The sequence below is a fragment of the Actinoplanes sp. NPDC051388 genome, assembly GCF_055586225.1.
The window spans coordinates 751,635-771,105 of record NZ_JBVJIP010000002.1 but is presented as its reverse complement, the minus strand read 5'-3'; the positions used below and the strand labels follow the sequence as shown (position 1 = coordinate 771,105).

Below are 19,471 nucleotides of genomic sequence, written 5' to 3'. Positions count from 1 at the left end.
GTTCGGCGTTCCGCGGCCGATCAGACAGACATGGACGAAGCCGGGCTCGACGCGGTGCTGACTGCCGCCTTGGCCCAATACCCCGACGCCCACGTCACCGCGATCGGCGCCAACGGCCTGTTCGTGCCGCTGCCACCGTCGCTGGAACTGGGCCGCGCGCACCGGCCGATCGTGGGCAGCCGCTGGGCGATCGACCTGGTGGTGCCCGACGAGGTCGGGTTGGTGGCCGGCGCCTGGGACAAGGTGCGCAGCGAGGGCGCCTCGAACTGCGACGTCCACCTGGCGGCCGCGCCGGACCGGACCGCCCGGCTGCACTTCATCGATGCCACCCACCGGCACGGCGTGATCGTCGGACTGGTCACCGGCACCGCCGGGGCGATCACCCGGGAGGGCTCGTCGGCGCAGGTCGTGGTCAAGCCCCGGCTGGTGAGCGTCCGCAAGGATCCGGCGGCGCTGATCATCGACGCGGATCCGGCGATCGAGCTGGTGCTCGGCTGGACCGCCGGCGAGCTGACCGGCCGCCGCGCGCTCGAGCTGGTGCACCCGGACGACCACCAGCGGGCCATCGCCAGCTGGATCGACATGCTCGCCGCCCCGCCCGGCGCGGACCGCCGGGTGCGGCTGCGGCACCTGCACCGGGACGGCTCGGTGATCTGGTTCGAGATCACCAACCACAGCCGGCTGGACGATCCCGCGCAGCCGCACGTGCTGGCCGAGATGCTGGACATCTCCGACGAGATGGCCGCCCAGGAGGCGCTGCGGGCGAACGAGCGGATGCTGGCCCGGCTCACCGAGACACTGCCGCTCGGCGTGCTGCAGATCGACCCCGATCGGCGGGTGGTCTATCAGAACTCCCGGGTCGAGCGGGCCACCGGCTCGGCGATCGGCGACCAGATGGAGCTGAAGGGGGTCGCCCCGGCCGATCGGGAGGCCGCCGACGCGGCGCTCGCGGCGGTGCTGCGCGGCGAGGACGAGCTCGAGCTGGAATACGGCTACCGCAGCCGGGTCGCCGGCCTGCGCCGGATCCACGCCACGCTGCGCCCGCTCTTCGGCGACGAGGGCGAGGTGACCGGGGCGATCATCTGCCTGGCGGACATCACCGACGCCTCCAAGCTGCGCGACGAGCTGCGGCACCGGGCCACCTACGACGCGCTGACCGGCTGCCTGAATCGAGCGTCCACAATGGTCGCCCTGCGCGACGCGCTCGATCGGCCGGACAGTCGCGGCACCGCCGTCATGTTCCTCGACCTCAACGGCTTCAAGATCGTCAACGACCGGTTCGGGCACGCGGTCGGCGACCGGCTCCTGACGCTGGTCGCCGATCAACTTCGTTCTTCGGTACGCGAATCCGACGCGATCGGCCGCTTCGGTGGCGACGAGTTCGTCGTGGTGTGCAGCGACGTCACCGGCGTCGAGAAGGCCCGCCGGATCGCCGAGGCCGTGGTGGCCGCCCTCAACGCGGCCGGCCTGGAACTCGGCGACGAGGAGGTCCACCCGCAGGCGAGCATCGGAGTGGCGTGGGCGGCCCCGGGAACGGTCGCGGCCGAGTCGTTGATCGCCCGCGCCGATGCGGCCATGTATGAGGCGAAGCGCACCCGAAAGGGCCGGATGGCGCTGGTTCTCGCTTCCTGACCGGCCCGCTCAACACGGACATAGATCCGCTGCTCGGCACCGCAGGGCGTCCGCGTCGGCCGCGACCGAGGGCAGCGTCGGGAAGGTGGTGTCGGCATAGGTCTCGCCGGCGACGACCAGAGCTTTGCGGCTCATGGCCACGACCCTAGAGCACCAGGTGGTTCGCGCCGATGAAGGACATCAGGGCCTCGGCCTCGGCTCGGACCGCCTTCTCCTCGGTGCGGGTCAGTGGGCCGAAGAGGGTGACCGTGACCGTGTCGCCGCGGGTCTTCCAGGTGCCTCGGACGAAACCGTCGACCGTCAGGGCGGCCTCCGCCACCAATGCCGTGCGGTGCTCGTCGGCGACGATCCGGCGGCGGTTCGCATAGGCGAGGGTGATGTTGTCGAAGCCGGCCAGGAAGCGGACCGGGGCCGGCAGATCCGGGTCGGGCAGCGGGTGGCCGGGCAGGTCGAAGAGTTCCACACCGTACTGGTCGCGGTAGGTGACCAGCTGCGGCCGGAGCTCGGCGAAAACCGGCGCCATCCGGGTCAGGCCGCTCCACGCCTGCATGTCCTTGACGCTCGCCGGGCCGAAGCCGGCGAGGTAGCGCAGGACCAGGTCGGCCAGGGTGTGGTCGCGGTCGAACGGCCGCCCGAGCCACTGCTCGGCCAGCGCGAACGGGGTCGCGCCGCGGTGTCCCCAGGTGCCGTCCGGATGCGGGTGCACGATCGGCAGCGCCACCTGCGCGGCCCGGGCGAGCCATACTCCTTCGTGACCGGGCCAGCGCAGCGCCAGCTCGCGCCCGAGCTGGGGCCGGCTCAGCGTGCGGCCGTCCAGCAGCTTCCCGGCCAGCGCGGTCAGCTCGGCCCGGTCGGCGCCCTCGACGTACTGGCCGAAGAACGTCCGGGTCATGCGCTCGAGGATCGGGTCGAGCAGCGGCCGCACCCAGGCGTAGTCCTCGGTGGCCAGAAGATGCTGGGTGCAGCGGTAGAGCGTGCCGCGGGCGATCGCCTTCGATGCGATCAGCGCGTCCAGATCCGCGGTGCGGAACCCGATCACCCGGTTCCACAGCCCGACGTGCGGCAGCCAGGAGTCCTGCCCCTGCATGCCGACCAGCAGTCGGATCACGTCCAGCGGCGTGGTCTCCACCCGCGCGAGCAGGTGTTGCCGCTGCAGCGTGGCGCGGCTCAGCGCCCGATCCGAGAGAACGACATCCATGCGGCCATCATGGCCGCTATTGCGGTCAGATTGTGTCCGCACGAACCCGGCAGGGCGAGGGCCACCGTCAGGTGGGCCCCCGCCCGGTGCCCGCGGGAGCATACGGTCCGCACCCCGACGGGCGCGGGAAGATCTAGGGTGCGAGCGACAGCGACAACTTTCCCTTTCCGTAGCGGGAGACCTCGATGGTGAGGTCCAACCGCTTGCCCAAGGCGAGCAGGTGAGCGCGCGCATCCGGCGGCAACGGCATCCCGGGATAGATCACTTGATACAACTTGACGTGTGGCGCGCCCTCGCGGTTGAGCAGGCTGGTGAGCACGTTGCAGAGCTCGAAGATGTTCTCGGCGAGGTTGGGCGCGAGCTTCTTCTCGTCGATGCTGTCCTCGGCGGCGCCGGGCGGCAGCAGGCCGAGTGCGGCGCCCACGTTGGCGGCCAAGGCGAGCTGCATGCCGAGGACGGCATAGATCTGCTGCTGGCTGTCGGTGTAGATGGCGATCGTCCCGCCCGGCAGGTCGTCGGCGCTCATCGGTTCGCCCGGGCTGACGTTGCAGTCGCGGCCGAGCAGGTCCTCGAAGAGGTTGCGGACGGTGTGGGAGCCGGGGATAACCGAGGTGTCAGACATAGCTATATCATCCCAAAAGTGGAGAAAAAACTTCTTCGAATCGTTCGGCGGTGAAGGGCTTCACGATGAAGAACGCCGCTCCGGACGCCTCCGCCTGCTGCTGCATCTCCGGCGTGCACTCCGAGGTGACGAAGCCGAACTTCACGTCGTTGCCGGCCGCGCGCAGCTTGCGCAGCACCTCCACGCCGGTCATCTCCGGCATGTTCCAGTCCGAGATCACCAGATCCGGCCCCTCCGACGTGGTCTTGTCCAGGGCCTCCTTGCCGTCCGCGGCCTCGACCAGGTCGTGGTCGCCGAAGCCGGCCTGACGCAGCGTGCGGGTGACGATCTGACGCATCACCCGGCTGTCGTCGGCGATCAGGATCTTCATACGGGCTCCCCCTTCTTGCCGTCCCGGCTCTGCCACATGGAGACGGACACCGGCTCGCCCTCCCACACCCCGTAGAGGCCGCTGATCCGCTCGGCGTTCGGATAGATCGTGGCCGAGTCGGGGGCCATCACCACCTGCGGCAGGGACAGGAAGCAGCCGGGCGGCAGCATCGCCTTGACGTTGCCGCCGACGATGTTGGCCAGCTCGCCGAGCACGTCGGAGAGGTCCTCCTGGCTCACCTCGTCGGATTCCATCGCGAGGAACGCGGCGGCGGCCTTCTTGGCGGCCTCGGTGGACGACGCGTAGACGACGTGGCCGGTCCACGAGCCGCTGATCGACACCGACGAGTGCACGTCCGAGTGTTGATGCTCGTCGCCGGTCGGGATCAGCGGCCTGACCCCCTCCGGATCCAGGTACGAGACCCAGACCTGTTCCACCATCTCGGCGAGATCGTTCTCGTTCACCACGACGTCGACGCTCATGAGTTCGCTCCGGTCGGGACAAGGCCCAGCAGGGCCAGCTTCTCGATCATCGCTCCTTCGGTGAAGGGCTTGATCACGTATTCGTGGGCACCCGCCGCGAGCGCCCGGACGATCTGGCTCTGTTCGCTCTCGGTGGTGACCATGACCAGCGTCATCTCCCGCAGACGCGGGTCGGCCCGCACCTTGGTGACGAACTCGAGCCCGTTCATGTTGGGCATGTTCCAGTCGATGAGGGCCAGATCCGGCACCTCGTTCATCGTGCTCAACAGGTCGAGTGCCTCCTGGCCGTCACCGGCCTCGATGGACTCGAAGTTGAGCTTCGAGACGATGCGCTTGAGGATCATGCGCATCGCTCGGGAGTCGTCGATCACCATGGCGCGCATGCGGCCTCATCCCCTCCTCGCTGCGCCGGCCGGCGCAGCGGTACGGATCCGGTAGGCAGAGGTCCGTCCGGCCACCACCCGTTCGTAGTTGTCGTCGATGCCGATCGTCGTCTCCGCCGCACCGAGGAACATCCAGCCGTCCGGCCGCAGCAGCCGGGCGACGTTGCGCAGCACGTTCTTCTTGGTCGCCACGTCGAAATAGATCAGCACGTTGCGCAGGAAGATCACGTCGAACGGGGGCATCGGCGGCAGCGGCGCGGTCAGGTTCATCAGCTTGAAGCTGACGTTGCGGCGCAGCGACGGCGCGATCCGCCAGTGCGCACCGGCCCGCTCGAAGTACTGCACCAGCTGGGCCGCCGGGAGTCCGCGGTTCACCTCGACCTGGCTGTACTCGGCGATCTCCGCGCGCTTGATCATCTCGGTGGAGATGTCGCTGCCCATGATCTCGTAGGACCAGCCGGTGGGCAGACTCTCGCTGAGCAGGATGGCCAGGCTGTAGGCCTCCTGGCCGCTGGAACTGGCCGCCGACCAGATCCGCAGCTTGCGGGGCGGCCGCGTCTTGATCAGCTCGGGCAGCACCACGTCGGTGAGCGCGTTGAACGGCTCGCGGTCGCGGAACCAGGACGTCTCGTTGGTGGTCAGCGCGTCCACGATCCGGCGCTGGTGCGCGGTGTTGGGCCGGCGCTGGATGTCGGCCAGGAACTCGCCCACGCTGGCCGCGCCGACCTGCCGGGCCACCGGGATCAGCCGCGCCTCGACCAGGTATTCCTTGCCGGGAGCGAGCACGATCGACGCCTCCCGGCGCACCAGCGTGGAGACGAACGCGAAGTCGGATTGGGAGAGAGTCATCGCGCCACCGCCGCGGACCTGCCGACCCGGAGGCGGCTGACCAGAGTGGCCGCGATCCGGTCCAGCGGTTGCACGTCGTCGGCCAGGCCGGCCTGCACCACCGCGCCGGGCATGCCCCAGACCACCGAGCTCGCCTCGTCCTGCGCCAGCACCTCGGCGCCCGCGTCGCGCAGCACCTTCGCGCCGCCGCGGCCGTCGTGGCCCATGCCGGTGAGCACCGCCGCATAGGCGCCGGCGCCGTAGAGCTGGGCCACCGAGCGGAACATCACGTCCACTGCCGGACGACACGAGTTCTCCGGTGGCGCGCCACTCAGCTGGATCACCATGGCCGTGCCGCGGCGGTGCAGCACCAGGTGCTTGTCGCCGGGCGCGATGTAGACGGTGCCCGCGGTCAGTTCCATTCCGTCGCTCGCTTCCACCACGGTCAGCGGCGTGCTGCGGTCCAGCCGCTCGGCGAACATCTTGGTGAACACCGGCGGCATGTGCTGGGTCACGACGACCGGCACCGGCAGGTCCGTGCTCAGCCCGAGCAGCACCTTGGCGACCGCGTCCGGGCCGCCGGTGGACGAGCCGATCGCGATCAGGTCAACCCGGCCCTGCGGTCCCCGCCGGATCGCGGTCCGGGACTGAGCGGCGGGTGGCGCAGGCCGAGCCGAGCCGGGAGGCCCGGCCACCAGTCGTTGCGGCGGCTTGAGGATCGGCAGCGGCTTCTTCGCCAAGGCGTGGATCTTGGGTACGAGTTGCTCGCGAACCGCAGTGATGGACTCCTTGATCGACCCGACGTTGGACGGCTTCGTCACGTAGTCCGTGGCGCCCGCGGCCAGCGCCTCCAGCGTCGCCGAGGCACCCGCGGCGGAGAGCGTGCTGAACATGATCACCGGCAGCCGCGGATGCCGCTTGCGCAGCTCCTTGACCGCCTGGATGCCGTTCATCTTGGGCATCTCGATGTCCATCGTGACGACGTCCGGCCGCAGCTGGTCGATCTTCGCCTGGGCCAGCAGCCCGTTCGCCGCGGTGCCAACCACCTGGATGTTCGGGGCACCCCCGAGCGCGTCGACGATCAGCTTGCGGACCACCACGGAGTCGTCCACGACAAGTACGGAGATCATCAGAGCGCCCCCTTCTCGCCGAGCCAGGACGGGCCGAGCGCCGCGACCACCGGCGCCAGCAGCCGGTGTGCCGTGGCGGTGTCCAGCAGGTCACGCACGACCAGTGCCTGGACGGCGCCGCTGAGCATGTTCCAGACCCCGCCGGCCCGATCGGCCAGCGGAATCGCGGCCGTGTCGACGGCCTGCACCAACAGCATCTGTGCTGCGGCGGCGGTTCGGACCCGATCCGACAGATACGCCGCCCACGAAGCCGAATGCACCGCCGGGGACCACCCACCGGCGTTGCGCCGCGCGTCCTCCGCAGAGGACGTCAGGCGGTTCAGATCCCGTGGCCGGATCGAGCGCAGCCGTTCCAGCAGCGCGGACATCGCGTAGTGGTGCGGGCCGAGGTCGATCGGGGCGCCCGGCGGCAGCTTGCGCATCGCCGACACCCAGCCGATGCCGAGCATCCGCCGGGTCGACTCGCCGAGCATCTCGCGCAGATAGCTGGCCACTGCGGCGTCACAGAGCAGCGCGGTGGCCGCGGAGGCCTGCTCGCTCTGCCGCGCGTCCCGCCCGGTGCCGTGCCAGGTCCAGGCCATCACGTCGTAGCGCAAGCAGGTGAGCAGCGCGTCCACCGAGCCGATCGGCGCGCGCTCGACCAGGGCCAGCGTGCCGGCCGGGTCGTCCTCCTTCATCGTCTTCAGCGTCGGCATCCGCCGGGCGGCGCTCTCCACCTCGACCCAGAGCGGCCCGCGGACGTCCTCGTGCGGCAGCCGCTCGGCCAGGATCGGCAGGTCGGTCGCGGACAGCCGGAGGCCGCGAAGGAACACCTCGGCGGTGGCCGACCCCCCGCCCAGGCGGGTCAGGTCGAACCCGAGGACCGGGGCGCTGACCAGGCTGTACATCAGGTGGTGGCGCGGTACGTGTCGACGGCCTGGTGCACATCGAGCGCCAGCATCAGCCGCCCGTCCAGCTTGAAGGTGCCGACCACGAGCTCGCGGGTCGGGCCGCTGAGCGTGTCCGGCGGCGGCTCGAACGCGTCGTCGTCCAGGTCGACCACCTCGCCGATCCGGTCCACCAGCAGGCTGACCGGCTCGCCGTCGCCACGCAGGATCACGTTCATCACCGGGCCCTGCAGCGCCTGCCGGGCCATCCCGAGCTGCACCCGCAGGTCGACCGCCGCGATCACTTGACCGCGCAGGTTGAAGAGCCCGCCGACGGCCGGCGGCGCGAGCGGCACCGGGGTGTACTCGTTGTACGAGAGCACCTCCTGGACCGTGTCCACCTCGACCCCGAAGAGCTGGTCGGCGACCTCGAACGTGGCGAACTGGCGACTCGGCATCTCAGGCCTCCACCAGCATCGGGTCGTCCGCGTCCCGATAGAAGTTCGGGTCCGCGGCGAGGATCGCGCGGCGCACGTCCAGCAGTTCGGTCACCCGCTGCTGGATCACCGCGGTGCCGACCAGGCCGTCCTCCTCGGCGTCCCGGCGGGCGGTCGTCGAGTTCTCCGCGATGTCCACGATCCGGTCCACCACCAGCGCGACGCTGCGGCCGCCCTCGCTGTAGACGACCACCGACACGGTGTCCCCCTCGGCTTCCTCGCCGTACGCGCCGAGCAGATGCGACAGCCGGACCAGCGGGAGGATCTGCCCGCGGTACTGCACCACCTCACGCGAGCCGGCCAGTTCGATCCGGCTGCGTGGGAACTCCTCGAGCCGGGTGACCGTGTCCAGCGGGATCGCCACCCGGCGTTCGCCGACCGCGGTGACCAGCAGGCGCTCGGCGGCACCGGTGCCGCCGGCGCCCCGCGAGGCGCCCATCACGTTCTCCTTCTCGGAGTCCTGCGCCAGGTGCGAGCGGCGGGCCAGCGAGGAGACATCGAGGATCAGACCGACCTTGCCGTCGCCCAGGATGGTCGCGCCGGCGTACACCCCGATCTCCTTGAATCTGCTGTTGAGGGCCTTGACCACGACCTCTTCGGTGTTCAGCACCCGGTCCACGACCAGGCCGAAACGGCGGCCGTCGGCCTGCAGCACCATGATGTAGACGCCCTGGTCGCCGCCGACGTCGAGGCCGAGCGCGCGGTCCAGCCGGACCAGCGGCAGCAGCTTGCCGCGGAGGCGGTAGACGGGCGCGCCGGAGGCGTATTCGATCTTGGTGGACTGGCCGTCGATGAAGACCAGTTCGAGGACGGCGACCTGCGGGATCACGTAGCGCTGGTCGCCGCAGTCGACGGTGAGCGCCTGGATGATGGCCAGGGTCAGCGGGATGTTGAGCCGCCAGACGGTGCCCTCGCCGAGCGTGGAGTCGACGCTGACCGTGCCGCCGATCCGCTCGATGTTGGTCTTCACCACGTCCATGCCGACGCCGCGGCCGGACACGTTGGTCACCTTGGCCGCGGTGGAGAAGCCGGGCTGGAAGACCAGCGCCATGATCTCCCGCTTGTCCATGCTGGGCACCTGCTCGGCCCGGATGATGCCGTTCTCCACGGCCTTCTGCGAGATCCGCTCGATGTCCAGGCCGGCGCCGTCGTCCGCGACCTCGACCGCGACGTGCCCGCCCTCGTGGAAGGCCCGCAGCGTCAGCGTGCCCTCGGCGGGCTTGCCGGCCGCGATCCGCTTGTCCGGCTCCTGGATGCCGTGGTCGACGGCGTTGCGCACCAGGTGGGTCAGCGGGTCCTTGACCGCCTCCAGCAGGCTGCGGTCGAGCTCGGTCTCCTTGCCTTGCATGACCAGCTGGACCTGCTTGCCCAGCGAGTTCGACAGGTCGCGGACGACCCGGGGCAGCTTCGACCAGATGTGGTCGATCGGCTGCATCCGCGTCTTCATGATGCCCGCTTGCAGCTCACTGGTGATCATGCCGAGCCGCTGCGCGCTGCGGACCAGGGTGGCGTCGCCGATCTCCATCACGCCGCGGACCAGCTGATTGCGGGCCAGCACCAGCTCGCCGACCAGGTTCATCAGGTTGTCCAGCAGGTCGACGTCGACCCGGATGGCCTGGTCGGCGACGCTGCGCTTGGGCGCCTGCTGCTGCAGCGCCTCGCTCACCGCCGCGGGCTGGGTCTTGCCTTCCTCCAGCAGGATCGTGCCGAGCTTGCGCTCGTCGCCCTCGAGTTGCTGCGCCAGCGCCGAGCCGACGTCCGCGGGCTGGGCCGCGCCGGACTCGACCAGCATCTCGCCGAGCGGGCGGCGCTGGCCCTCGACCGGCTCGGGTGCGGGCCGCTCCTCGAGCGGTTCCGGAGCCTGGCCCTCCGGCTTCGGCTCGGGCGTCTTCTCCGCGCTCGGCGCCTGCATCTGGGCGTGCACCGTGCTGATGATCGCGTCCACGTCGACGTTGCCCTCGTTGCCGTGCTCCTCGATCGAGGCGAGCAGCGAGCGGACGCCGTCGATAGTGGCCAGCAGCGTGGTGATGGTCTCCGGGGTGACCGGCTGGACGCCGTCGCGCAGCCGGGAGAGCAGCGACTCACCCGCATGCGCCAGCGTCTCCAACCGGCCGAAGGCCAGGAAGCCACTGGTGCCCTTGATCGTGTGGATGGCACGGAAAATGCGCGAGATCAGGTCGCGCGAGTTCGGTTCCTGCTCGAGCTCGACGAGATCCCGGTCGATCTGGTCCAGGTTCTCGTGGCTCTCCATCAGGAATTCGCCGACGATCTCACCAAGGTCTTCCACCGCGCGTTACCTCCCGCTGTCCCTGTTCCCAAGACCCTGATCGACGTACGGAGCCACAACCTGAGCGCACCCGGCCGGCAACTCAGCCGTCGCCACCCGAGCGGCGGTACCGGTAGCCGAATCCGCGGACCGACTCGATCGGCGACTCGTCCGGATCCGTCCAGCCGAGCTTGCGACGCAGCCGGAGCACGGCGAACTTGACCCGCTCCTGCCCGATCCCGGTCGGGTCGTCCCAGGCCTGGGTGAGCAGCTGGTTCGGGCTGAGCACCGCGCCGGCATGCCGCACCAGCGCGTTGAGCAGCCGGAACTCGGTCGGGGTGAGGCGCTTCTCGTCGCCTTTCACATAGACCCGGCGCTTGGTCGGGTCCAGGTGCACCAGACCGTCGTCGTAGATCTGGCTGGCCCAGCTGTTCTGCCCGCTGGACGAGCGCCGCAGCAGGGCCTCGACCCGGGCCAGCAGCTCGTTGTTGGCGAACGGCTTGGTCAGGTAGTCGTCGGCGCCGCCGCGCAGGCCGCGGACCTTCTCCGCCTCCTGGCCGTGCGCGGTGAGCACCAGCACCGGCACGTCCGAGACGTCACGGAGCCGCTCGAGCACCTGCCAGCCGTCCATCTCCGGCAGGCCGACGTCGAGCACGACCAGGTCGGGGTGCTCGGCGTAGGCTTCCTTGAGCCCGGTGCGGCCGTCGCCGGCGTGCGCGACCTCGTAACCCGCGCGGCTGAAGAGCAGTCGCAGAGCGAGCGCGATGTCCGGGTCGTCCTCGACCACCAGAAGGCGGCTCATCCGGCGTCACCGGTGCGCGTGATGCTCGTTGTACCCATGCGATAACCCCCGTAGAGCGCCCGCAGGAAAGACACGCGGAAAACCACGATAGCGTGATGTGTCCGTACAAATACGGACAGTTATAGTTTAGCGTGCTTATCCGCCGTCCGGGCCGGTCCGCGAGGATCCGGTGACCTCCACGCTCGAGGCGCGCTTTCTGGCCGTCATCTCCCACGAGTTACGCACGCCACTCACCACGATCGCCTCGTTCACCGAGAGCCTCGACTCCGACGATCTCGCACCGGACGAACGCTCACTGGCGCTTTCCGCGGTTCGGCGGAACACCGACCGCATGTTGACCCTGGTCGACGACCTCATGGTGGTGAGCCGGCTGCAGACCGGCGACCTGCCACTGAGCCCGGCCGAGGTCGAGCTGGCGCCGCTGATCGGCGCGGCCGTCGACCTGCTGGCCAGCCGCGAGCCGCACACCGCGGCCACGGTGACCGCCGGCGCCGGCCCGCCCCTGCGCGCCGACGGGCCGCTGCTGCGCGACCTGTTCTATGCGGTGCTGGGCACGGTGGCCAGCGGCGCGGCGGACCGGTCGGCGGTGATCACGACAGTCGCGACGCCCGACGGGTGGATGGTCACGATCACCGCCCGCCAATCCGAGCAGCTCACCGACGAACACCTGATGGCCGGCCAGCTGGCCGCGCCGGAACCGCCGCATCGCCGGCGCAGCACCGCGCTGTGGATGCTGCTCGCCGACGCCATCGCCACCCGGCACGGCGGCTCGGTGGTGCTCACCTACGACCCGGGCACCGGCGCGGGCGCCACGGTCCGCCTCCCGTTCAATCCCCCAGACTGACAGCGGATGGCGCCACGCATACCAAAACTCCCATAAATCGGACGGACAGCCGGAAAGAAGATCCGATACGGGATGCCGGGCGATGGACGCCCGGCATCCCTGATCGGGAGGCACCCATGGTGTGGAAGTCCCTCGTCGCCGGTCTCGCGGTGCCGGCCCTGCTGGCGATGCCGGCCCCGGCGTCCGCCTACTCGCCGGAGGGCGACGTCAGTTTCGAGATCTTCACCGAGACCAACCAGGCGCGGCAGGAGAACGGCTGCGCGCCGCTGCGGGCCGAGACCGAGCTGATCATCGCGTCCGTGCAGCAGAGCCGCTACATGGCGGTCGCCCGCGACTTCAGCCACCTCGGCGCCGGCGGGTCGGACTTCGTCACCCGGGCCCGGACGGCCGGCTACGCCCAGCCGGCCGGCGAGAACATCGCCTGGGGATACCGCTCGGCGGCCGAGGTGATGGACGCCTGGATGGCCAGCCCGGCGCACCGCGAGAACATCCTCAACTGCGACGCGCGCTCGGTCGGGGTGGCGCTGCGCTATGCCGCGGACGGCACGCCTTACTACACGCAGGTCTTCGGCTGGATCTGAGCCTCAGAGCTCGCAGCCGACCAGGACGGGCTCGGGGTGCAGCGTGACGCCGAACTTCGCGTGCACCCCGTCCCGGATCACCCGGGCCAGCCGCAGCAGCTCGTCGGTGCTGCCGTCGCCGCGGTTGGTCAGCGCCAGGGTGTGCTTGGACGAGATCGCCACGCCGCCGCCGGCCGAGAAGCCCTTGTGGAAGCCGGCGCGCTCGATCAGCCAGGCGGCCGGCAGCTTGACCAGGCCGTCGCCGGCCGGCCAGTGCGGCATCGCCGGATCGGGCAGGTCGGCCACGATCGGGTTGGTGAAGAACGAGCCCACCGACCAGGTGTCCCGGTCGTCCGGGTCGAGCACCATGCCCTTGCCGGCGCGCAGCTTGAGCACGGTGTCGCGGGCCTGCTCGACCGGCACCCGGTCACCCGCCTCGACGCCCAGCTGGCGGGCCAGCTCGGCATAGCGGATCGGCGCAGACTCGCGCGCGATCGCCAGCCGGAAGTCGACCTCGAGCACCACCCAGCGGTCGCTGTGCTTGAAGACGCTGGTGCGATAGGCGAAGCCGCACTCGTCCGCGGTCATCGCGACCACCCGGTCGGCCACCCGGTCGAAGGCGTGCACGGCCACGATCGTCTCGGCGACCTCCTGGCCATAGGCGCCGACATTCTGGATCGGCGTCGCACCGGCCGATCCCGGGATGCCGGACAGACATTCCAACCCCGACAAACCCATCCCGAGGGTACGGGCGACGAATGCGTCCCACGGCTCACCGGCGGCAACCCGCACCGTGACATGGCCGGCGTCCCGGGCGATCTCGCGTACCCCGCGGGTGCGCAGCAACAGCACCCGTCCCGGAAACCCGGCGTCGCCGACAACCACGTTGCTGCCGCCTGCCAGGATGAGCGTCGACTCACCGTTCGCCATGGCGGTTCGCACCGTCGCGACCGCTTCGTCGGTTTCGGACACGACAGTCATCGTGCCGGCCGGGCCGCCGAGGCGTAGCGTCGTATAGGCCCCGAGCGGACTGGCGGGTGCGTCGTTTCGTTGCTCAGGGGAGACTTCGGACACGGCGACAGCCTAAGCTCAATGATTTCGCACGACTCGGGCGGGAGCTTGTCATGAACCGGTTGCACGCGACCAAGGACTTCTGGCTGGCCGCGTTGCGCGCCGATGGTCCGGTGCTGCAGGAGGCGGTCCAGGAGGCCGGCCCCGACGCCGTCGTGCCCGGGTGCCCCGGATGGACCGTCGCCGACCTGGTCGAGCACCTCACCTCGCTGCTCAGGTGGGTGCGCGAGTCCGCGCCGCGCGGCGTGATCACCAAGCCGGAGCCGCGGGTCGTGCCGCAGCCCCGCCCGCAGTGGCCGGAGGCGCTCGAAAACCTGCGCCGCGAGCTCACCGGCACGATCGAGACCCTGGACTCGCTCGACCCCGAGTTCGCCGCCTGGACCTGGCCGGCCCAGGCCAAGAAGGCCGGTTTCTGGCACCGCCGGATGGCCCACGAGATCTCCGTGCATCGTTACGACGCCGAGGGCGCGGCCGGCCGGGCCACCCCGATCGAGACCAAGCTGGCGGCCGACGGGGTGACCGAGGTGCTCGACACCTGGCTGCCCGCCGGGCGCCGGCACGAGGCCACCGAACTGCAGGGTGTAGTGCATCTGACCGCCTCGGACGCCAGTTACGAGTGGTTCGTGCGGCTCCGTGGCACCGGTGTTGCACTGCTCGACACCGGCACGATCCTGGACACCGACGATCATCACCCGCGCGCCGAGGCCACCGGCACAGCCAGTGACCTGCAGCTCGTGCTGATGGGCCGGCGTCCGCTGGATGTCCTGACGGTGACCGGTGACCCTCGGTTGATCTCGGCCCTGCACGCGGCCTGACATCCCAAAATGCGGACACAGATCCGCAACTCTCGGTTGGCTACCGCAAAGGTGAATGGAATTACGCTGTACCGGTTGGGGCATCCATTCCCTAGAAAGCGGTGAAGGCATGACGGCAACCGTCACGTCGGAGGCGACGGAACCCAGCGGCGCGGCACAATCGGCCGGGGCGAGATTCCCCGACGGATTCGTGTGGGGCGCGGCGACGGCGTCGTATCAGATCGAGGGTGCGGCCAACGACGACGGGCGCGGCCCGTCGATCTGGGACACGTTCTCGCGCACTCCCGGAAGGGTCTACGCCGGTCACACCGGCGACGTGGCCTGCGACCACTACCACCGCTATCGCGACGACGTCGCGATGATGGCGGGTCTGGGCCTGGCGGCCTACCGCTTCTCGGTGGCCTGGCCGCGGATCCGGCCGGACGGCACCGGCCCGGTCAACACCCGGGGGCTGGACTTCTATGACCGGCTCACCGACGAACTGCTGGGCAAGGGCATCGAGCCCCTGGTCACGCTCTACCACTGGGACCTGCCGCAGACGCTGCAGGACCGTGGCGGCTGGGCCAACCGGGACACCGCCGAGGCATTCGCGGACTACGCACAGATCATGTACGCCAAGCTCGGCGACCGGGTCGGCACCTGGACCACGCTGAACGAGCCGTGGTGCTCGGCCTATCTGGGCTACTCCAGCGGCCGGCACGCGCCCGGCATCACCGACCCGGTGGCCACCTTCCGGGCCGTGCACCACCTGCTGCTCGGGCACGGGCTGGCGACCGAGGCGCTGCGTGCGGCCGGTGCGACCACCACCGGCATCACCCTGAACCCGGCGGCGATCCTGCCGGTCGACCCGGACAGCGCCGCCGATCTCGAGGCGGTCCGCATCGTCGACGGCCTGCAGAACCGGATCTTCCTGGACCCGCTGGTCAAGGGCGCCTATCCGGAGGACATGCGGCAGCTGATGGCGCGCTTCACCGACCTGGACTTCATCCGGGACGGCGACGAGAAGCAGATCAACCAGCCGATCGACGTGCTGGGGGTCAACTTCTACTCCCCCACGTACGTGTCCGCGAAGCCGGGCACCCCGGCGGCGGCGGACGGGCCGGGCACCGAGGGCATCGAGTTCCGCGCGCCGGTCGGGCCGGTCACCGACATGAACTGGCAGATCGAGCCGGACGCGCTGACCAAGTTGCTGGAGCGGCTGCACCACGACTACGCGGTGCCAATGCTCATCACCGAGAACGGCGCGGCATACCCGGACGGGCCGTCGGCCGAGACCGGCCAGGTGCACGACACGCGGCGCATCGAATATCTCGACGGACACCTGCGCGCCTGTCACGATGCGTTGTCACGCGGAGTTGACCTCCGGGGATACTTCGTGTGGTCTCTGATGGACAACTATGAATGGGCAGAGGGTTACGCGAAGCGCTTCGGCATCGTGCACGTGGACTACACGACGCAGGAGCGCACCCCGAAGGACAGCGCTCACTGGTACTCGGACGTAATCCGACGCAACGGCTTGGAGTAGGTGGATGGTGACCCGGGAACGACCGACCCTGGAGGCGGTGGCCCGGCGTGCCGGGGTCTCCCGGGCGACCGTTTCCCGGGTCGTCAACGGCTCGACCACGGTCGCGGTGGCGATCCGTGACGCGGTCAACGCGGCGGTGCAGGAGCTGGGTTATGTGCCCAACCAGGCTGCCCGCAGCCTGGTGACCCAGCGCACCGAGTCGATCGCGCTGATCCTGCCGGAGACCGCGAGCCGCGTCTTCTCCGACGACCTGTTCTTCCCCGCGGTGATCCGCGGGGTGAGCGTGGAACTCGAGGCGGCGGACAAGCAACTGGTCCTGATGATGGCCGGGTCCGCCGCCAGCCACGACCGCGTCGAGCGATACGCGATGGCCGGTCACGTCGACGGCGTCATGTTCGCCTCGATGCACGGCGCCGACCCGCTGCCCGGCACCCTGGCCCGCCTCGGCATCCCGGTGACCTGCAGCGGCCGGCCGATGTTCCCGCCGGAGTCGCCGATCCCCTACGTGGACGTCGACCACTTCGGCGGCGTCTCGCAGGCGGTCGGGCACCTGGTCGCCAACGGCCGGCGGCGGATCGCCACCATCGCCGGCCCACAGGACATGGTGGCCGGGGTGGACCGGCTGAACGGCTACCGCGCGGCGCTCGAGGAGGCCGGGCTGGGCGGGCACGAGGCGTTCGGCGACTTCACCCGCGAGTCCGGCGTGCAGGCGATGAACAAGCTGCTCGCCGCCGACCCGCGGCTGGACGCGGTCTTCGTGGCCTCGGACATGATGGCGCACGGCGCGTTGCGGGCGCTCAAGGACGCCGGCCGCCGGGTGCCGGAGGACGTGGCCGTGATCGGCTTCGACGACTTCGAGATCAGCCGCTACAGCGACCCGCCACTGACCACGGTGCGGCAGCCGATAGTCGACATGGGGCGCACGATGGCCCGGCAGATGCTCGCTCTGGTGGACAACGACCTGGACGTGCCCGACTCGGTCGTGCTGCCCACCGAACTGGTGGTCCGCGCCTCCGCCTAGCCGGGCGGTCCAGCCCCGACCCAGCCGGCGATCCACGCATTGCCGACCTGCTGATCCGCGCCCCGGCCCGGCCGCCGGTCCGCGCCATGCGGAGCTGGCTGTCCACGCCTCGAGCTAGATGCTGTCGACGGTGACGATGTCGATCGGCAGGTGCTGCGCCTTGCGGGCCAGCAGGGTGCCGCCGGCCACCGCGGCCGGCATCAGCAGCACCGCGCCGAGCGGGATCAGGAAGCTCAGGAAGACCGCCACGCCGAAGCCCATCGCCAGCGGCCGGTTCTTGCGCAGCACCGCCCGCCGGTGCCGCAACCGCTGCCCGCGGCGCTGGAAGGGCACCCCGGTCAGCTCGACGGCCAGCAGCCAGCCGCCCACCGCGCCGCCCAGCACGATGCCGAGGATCTGACCGACCACCGGGATCAGGCCGAGGAACAGCAGCGGGATGCCGAGCAGGATGCTCAGCCCGATCAGCCGCAGGCTGTCCACCAGGCTGCGGCCCAGCGACCGCCACCAGACCAGCTCGACCGCGTCCGGCACGCCGCCGAACCGGTCCTCGACCAGCTCGGAGATCTTCTCGTAGAAGGGGTCGCCGATCAGCAGGGTGACCGCGGTGAAGGTGAGCACGGTGAGCAGCCCGGCGACGCCCAGCACGGCCAGTCCGGCGAAGATCCGGATCACGTCACGCCAGCCACTCGCCCAGTCGTCGGCGAACCAGGTGACCGCCGCGGCCAGATCGTCGACATAGACGATCAGCGTGGTCAGCGCGGCCGCATAGAGCAGGCCCGCGATCAGGGCCGGCAGGATGCCCAGGCCGAGCAGCCGCGGGCTGCGCAGACAGAGGCCGAGGCCACGGCCGAGCAGCCCGGCGCCGGCGAAGAACTGACGCAGCGCGATCTTCATGCCGGAGAGCGTAGGGGACGCAACGGAATCGGATTGTCCGCGGGCAACACCGACCCGGCCCGGACCGCGATCGGCTCGAGCAGCTCGGCGCACCGCCGGGTCTTCTCCGCACCGAGCCGCTCCCAAGGCCCGGCGGCCAGCCGGTCGGTGAGCGCCTCGACCTGCGCGTAGGCATCGCGGGCAGCCGGGGTGGCGGTGCCGTCCGCGGCGACCCAGCCGCGGCCGGCCAGACGCTCCAGCCCGGCCCGCCACTGCCGATCGGTCCAGCCGCGGGCCGGTTGCATGGTCGCGGCCAGCCCGCCGCCGTCCAGAATCGACCGCCAGACCACCGACTCACACCCACACACGCCGGCGGTGAGCAGCGCCGCCACATGCCCGTCGCCGCGGTGCTCCCGCAGCAGGGTGGCCGCGTGCCAGAGCGTGCCGATCGGGTCGCCGGGCCAGGGCAGGTCGGCGTTGGCCGCGGCCAGCACCCGCCCGGACAGGTTCGCCGCCCCGGCGGCGGCCGACAGCAACTCGGCCGCCTCGGCAAGGCTCGCCGGCGCAATCCCGTCCAGCAGTCCGGCGAGCGCTTTCCGGGCGCCGTCCGCGCGGGCGACCAGGGCCGCAGCCGGGCTGATCCGGGTCCACACGTCCGGCAACGCCCGGCTGACCATCGCCGGCGCGAACCCGAAGAACGCGGCGGTGATCGGCCCGGCACCGACCGCACCGAGCGGCGCCGCCCGGCCCGCGAAATAGCCCCGCCAGAAGCCCCGCAGCCCGGCGGCCTCGAACGCCGACCGAGCAGCCGGATCAAAGTAGGTGACGGCGTGCACGGCTTCGAACATCGACCACATCCGCCGAGGCGTCGAGCAGGACGTCATACCCGACATCCAACGCGAAGCCCACCCCCCGGCGCCACCTCCGGCGGTCCCTTTGCTCTGCTTCCTGTGCGGAAGCGCTTCCTTGCGGGAAGCAGAGGGGCTCTGCTTCCTCCGCGGCACCACTCTCTGCCGGAAGCGTTCCGCCCGAGGGCCGCTTCCCCTGAGGAAGCAGAGCAAAGCGGCGCTGGCTGAGGTCGCGGCGGGACCGTTCCGTTGCCGCTCTGCCTACCCATACGCAACACCCCAGGCCCACCGCGACGAAACCGTCCCGTTGCCGCTCTGCCTACCTCGAGGCAACACCCCGGGGACGCTGCTCGGACGGCGCCGTCGAGTCGGCTACCGGCGGCGGATCAGGCCCGCGCCCAGGCCGCCCGTGCTCGGGTCGGTGGTCGGGCTGGTCGACGGCGTGGCGGACGGCGGCGGCGGTTCGCTGGTGACGATCGTCGTCGGGGTCGGCACCGGCGGGTCGGTCAGCGGCGGCAACGGCGAGATCGACAGGGTCGGCCCACCCGCGCTGGTGGTGGTCGAGACCGGCGCCTTCGCGACCGGGGCGACCGCGGCCGCAGCGGACGGGCCCGACGACGAGGGCCGCGGCGGCTTGGCGGCCCAGCCGACCGGGGTGTCCGGGCTGCCGGCCCGAGCGCGGTCCGGCGCGCCCAGCTCGCCCGCGCCGCCGGGCGCCGCGATCGACACGGCCGGTGGCGTGGCCGGCGCGCCGAGCGTCCAGCCGACCGTCACCGCGAACGGGAGGCCGAGGGCGACGATGCCGAAAAAGACCGATTTGGGAGTGAACCGCACGCCC

At 70.7% G+C, this 19,471-nt stretch carries 22 protein-coding genes; 6 read left to right on the top strand and 16 right to left on the bottom strand.

The genetic code is table 11. The features are described from left to right. The first annotated feature begins 30 nt into the window (after window positions 1–30). Window positions 31–1,632: a diguanylate cyclase gene (locus ACZ6TI_RS07900; RefSeq protein WP_465344205.1), complete on the top strand. Its 1,602-nt coding sequence runs from the start codon at window positions 31–33 to the stop codon at window positions 1,630–1,632. Between the two features lie 9 nt (window positions 1,633–1,641). Here the strand turns inward: ACZ6TI_RS07900 and ACZ6TI_RS07895 are convergent, their stop codons facing one another. The 12 genes from ACZ6TI_RS07895 to ACZ6TI_RS07840 all read right to left on the bottom strand — a co-directional run bounded on the left by ACZ6TI_RS07895 (window position 1,642) and on the right by ACZ6TI_RS07840 (window position 11,076). Next, on the bottom strand, window positions 1,642–1,767 hold the full coding sequence (locus tag ACZ6TI_RS07895) for a hypothetical protein (RefSeq protein ID WP_465344204.1): 126 nt from the start codon (window positions 1,765–1,767) through the stop codon (window positions 1,642–1,644). Window positions 1,768–1,777: 10 nt separating this feature from the next. Next, window positions 1,778–2,830 (bottom strand): winged helix DNA-binding domain-containing protein, encoded by a 1,053-nt coding sequence (locus ACZ6TI_RS07890; protein ID WP_465344203.1) that lies wholly within the window; start codon window positions 2,828–2,830, stop codon window positions 1,778–1,780. A 133-nt stretch (window positions 2,831–2,963) separates the two neighbouring features. Next, window positions 2,964–3,452 carry a hypothetical protein gene (locus tag ACZ6TI_RS07885; protein WP_465344202.1) on the bottom strand — a complete coding sequence of 163 codons (489 nt, stop codon included), beginning with the start codon at window positions 3,450–3,452 and terminating at the stop codon, window positions 2,964–2,966. A gap of 7 nt (window positions 3,453–3,459) precedes the next feature. Next, entirely contained in the window at window positions 3,460–3,822 is a 363-nt protein-coding gene (locus ACZ6TI_RS07880) for a response regulator (RefSeq protein WP_465344201.1), read from the bottom strand. Beyond that, window positions 3,819–4,304 carry a chemotaxis protein CheX gene (locus ACZ6TI_RS07875; RefSeq protein WP_465344200.1) on the bottom strand — a complete coding sequence of 162 codons (486 nt, stop codon included), beginning with the start codon at window positions 4,302–4,304 and terminating at the stop codon, window positions 3,819–3,821. The genes ACZ6TI_RS07880 and ACZ6TI_RS07875 overlap by 4 nt, the downstream gene beginning before the upstream one ends. Next, window positions 4,301–4,687, bottom strand: a complete 387-nt coding sequence (locus ACZ6TI_RS07870) for a response regulator (protein ID WP_465344199.1) — start codon at window positions 4,685–4,687, stop codon at window positions 4,301–4,303. The genes ACZ6TI_RS07875 and ACZ6TI_RS07870 overlap by 4 nt, the downstream gene beginning before the upstream one ends. 6 nt (window positions 4,688–4,693) lie before the next feature. After that, entirely contained in the window at window positions 4,694–5,536 is an 843-nt protein-coding gene (locus tag ACZ6TI_RS07865) for a CheR family methyltransferase (RefSeq protein WP_465344198.1), read from the bottom strand. Beyond that, window positions 5,533–6,645, bottom strand: a complete 1,113-nt coding sequence (locus ACZ6TI_RS07860) for a protein-glutamate methylesterase/protein-glutamine glutaminase (RefSeq protein ID WP_465344197.1) — start codon at window positions 6,643–6,645, stop codon at window positions 5,533–5,535. Before ACZ6TI_RS07860 ends, ACZ6TI_RS07865 begins: the two co-directional genes overlap by 4 nt. Next, window positions 6,645–7,532 carry a hypothetical protein gene (locus ACZ6TI_RS07855; RefSeq protein WP_465344196.1) on the bottom strand — a complete coding sequence of 296 codons (888 nt, stop codon included), beginning with the start codon at window positions 7,530–7,532 and terminating at the stop codon, window positions 6,645–6,647. Before ACZ6TI_RS07855 ends, ACZ6TI_RS07860 begins: the two co-directional genes overlap by 1 nt. Beyond that, complete coding sequence (locus ACZ6TI_RS07850) at window positions 7,532–7,969, bottom strand: chemotaxis protein CheW (protein ID WP_465344195.1); 438 nt, start codon at window positions 7,967–7,969, stop codon at window positions 7,532–7,534. Before ACZ6TI_RS07850 ends, ACZ6TI_RS07855 begins: the two co-directional genes overlap by 1 nt. A gap of 1 nt (window position 7,970) precedes the next feature. After that, entirely contained in the window at window positions 7,971–10,295 is a 2,325-nt protein-coding gene (locus ACZ6TI_RS07845) for a chemotaxis protein CheA (protein ID WP_465344194.1), read from the bottom strand. A gap of 82 nt (window positions 10,296–10,377) precedes the next feature. Further along, entirely contained in the window at window positions 10,378–11,076 is a 699-nt protein-coding gene (locus ACZ6TI_RS07840) for a response regulator transcription factor (RefSeq protein ID WP_465344193.1), read from the bottom strand. Between the two features lie 169 nt (window positions 11,077–11,245). On the opposite strand from ACZ6TI_RS07840, the gene ACZ6TI_RS07835 reads away from it, so the two are divergent. After that, window positions 11,246–11,920, top strand: a complete 675-nt coding sequence (locus ACZ6TI_RS07835) for a sensor histidine kinase (protein ID WP_465344192.1) — start codon at window positions 11,246–11,248, stop codon at window positions 11,918–11,920. Between the two features lie 116 nt (window positions 11,921–12,036). Next, window positions 12,037–12,501 (top strand): CAP domain-containing protein, encoded by a 465-nt coding sequence (locus tag ACZ6TI_RS07830; protein ID WP_465344191.1) that lies wholly within the window; start codon window positions 12,037–12,039, stop codon window positions 12,499–12,501. A 3-nt stretch (window positions 12,502–12,504) separates the two neighbouring features. On the opposite strand, the gene ACZ6TI_RS07825 is transcribed toward ACZ6TI_RS07830, so the two are convergent. Further along, entirely contained in the window at window positions 12,505–13,554 is a 1,050-nt protein-coding gene (locus tag ACZ6TI_RS07825) for a UDP-N-acetylmuramate dehydrogenase (RefSeq protein WP_465344190.1), read from the bottom strand. Window positions 13,555–13,604: 50 nt separating this feature from the next. On the opposite strand from ACZ6TI_RS07825, the gene ACZ6TI_RS07820 reads away from it, so the two are divergent. The 3 genes from ACZ6TI_RS07820 to ACZ6TI_RS07810 all read left to right on the top strand — a co-directional run bounded on the left by ACZ6TI_RS07820 (window position 13,605) and on the right by ACZ6TI_RS07810 (window position 16,912). Beyond that, entirely contained in the window at window positions 13,605–14,366 is a 762-nt protein-coding gene (locus ACZ6TI_RS07820; protein WP_465344189.1) for a maleylpyruvate isomerase family mycothiol-dependent enzyme, read from the top strand. A gap of 109 nt (window positions 14,367–14,475) precedes the next feature. After that, entirely contained in the window at window positions 14,476–15,891 is a 1,416-nt protein-coding gene (locus tag ACZ6TI_RS07815; protein WP_465344188.1) for a GH1 family beta-glucosidase, read from the top strand. A gap of 4 nt (window positions 15,892–15,895) precedes the next feature. Continuing rightward, complete coding sequence (locus ACZ6TI_RS07810; RefSeq protein ID WP_465344187.1) at window positions 15,896–16,912, top strand: LacI family DNA-binding transcriptional regulator; 1,017 nt, start codon at window positions 15,896–15,898, stop codon at window positions 16,910–16,912. Between the two features lie 114 nt (window positions 16,913–17,026). Here ACZ6TI_RS07810 and ACZ6TI_RS07805 read toward each other — a convergent pair whose 3' ends face one another. The 3 genes from ACZ6TI_RS07805 to ACZ6TI_RS07795 form a co-directional block, all read right to left on the bottom strand. After that, window positions 17,027–17,806 (bottom strand): EI24 domain-containing protein, encoded by a 780-nt coding sequence (locus tag ACZ6TI_RS07805; RefSeq protein ID WP_465344186.1) that lies wholly within the window; start codon window positions 17,804–17,806, stop codon window positions 17,027–17,029. Then, the gene (locus tag ACZ6TI_RS07800) at window positions 17,803–18,669 is read right to left on the bottom strand and encodes an SCO6745 family protein (RefSeq protein WP_465344185.1); all 867 of its coding nucleotides are present in this window, start codon (window positions 18,667–18,669) and stop codon (window positions 17,803–17,805) included. The genes ACZ6TI_RS07805 and ACZ6TI_RS07800 overlap by 4 nt, the downstream gene beginning before the upstream one ends. A gap of 336 nt (window positions 18,670–19,005) precedes the next feature. Continuing rightward, complete coding sequence (locus tag ACZ6TI_RS07795) at window positions 19,006–19,467, bottom strand: hypothetical protein (protein ID WP_465344184.1); 462 nt, start codon at window positions 19,465–19,467, stop codon at window positions 19,006–19,008. Between the last annotated feature and the right edge of the window lie 4 nt (window positions 19,468–19,471).